Source organism: Priestia sp. P5_B4 (assembly GCF_056400385.1).
In genome coordinates this window covers 1-1,010 of sequence record NZ_JBFULJ010001144.1, presented here as the reverse complement: position 1 = coordinate 1,010, position 1,010 = coordinate 1, and the positions used below count along the sequence as shown (strand labels likewise).

Below are 1,010 nucleotides of genomic sequence, written 5' to 3'. Positions count from 1 at the left end.
GGTGTTCATCAGGTGTATGAACGTCGTACATATCGGGACCGAGCGAAATGGCGTCTAATCCAGAGATTTTTTCCTGGAAAATACCGCATTCAATTCCAGCGTGGATGGCGATGATCTCCGCCTCTTCCCCATACTTTTCTTTGTAAACCGTTTTACATAATTCACGAACTTTTGAATCTGCATTGTACGCCCATTCAGGGTAATTGCCTTTTGTTTCAACTCTTCCTCCGACTACTTGAGCAAGTATGTGCACTTGACTTACTATTTTTTCTTTTAAGCTTTTTACTGAGCTGCGGATTTCATTTTGAAAAACAACCTCAGACTCTGTCGTCGTAATCACACCTAAGTTGGTAGAAGATTCTACTAATCCTTCGATATTCATACTCATGCTTTGAACGCCGTTTGGTGTTAGCATAATAGCTTGTACAATTCGTTCTGTCGTTTCTTTTGTAAAACATTTCTCATCGGAAGAAGATTTGTTTATTTTTACATATACGCTCGGATCAGCCGCTTGTAATTCATTTTTTACTATTTCGTTCCACTCACGAATCTTATTCTCTAACTTTCCTACCTTAGAAGGCTCAACTGATAGAATTGCTTCTGATTCACGGGGAATCGCATTTGATTTTAATCCTCCACTAATGCTGCTTAAAGAATAGGGAAGTTCATGTTGTAAATCATATAAAACTCTTCCTAGCAGTTTATTAGCATTTCCTCTTTCTTTATCAATTTCCATTCCAGAATGTCCGCCGCGCAGTCCACCAATGCTTAAGCTATATGTTTCTGAGTTATCGGAAGGCGATTCCCAGTCTACGGGAATACGAAGCACGTTTTTTACCCCGCCTGCGCTGCTGACAAGCAGCTTTCCGTCCTCTTCTGTATCAAGGTTAATAAAGATTTTTCCTTCAAAATGAGCTGGATTTACAGCAATGGCTCCGCCCATAGTTGTTTCTTCTTCAGTAGTAATGACTACTTCAAGAGACGGGTGAGCTATATCATGAGCATCTAGT

Annotated in this window: 1 protein-coding gene; it reads right to left on the bottom strand. The window is 40.1% G+C overall.

Annotation, left to right across the window (positions count from 1 at the left end; all coding sequences use genetic code 11):
- The coding region (gene pepD, locus AC1DRF_RS29480; protein ID WP_477742504.1) for a beta-Ala-His dipeptidase at nt 1–1,010 on the bottom strand (1,010 nt) is incomplete at both ends.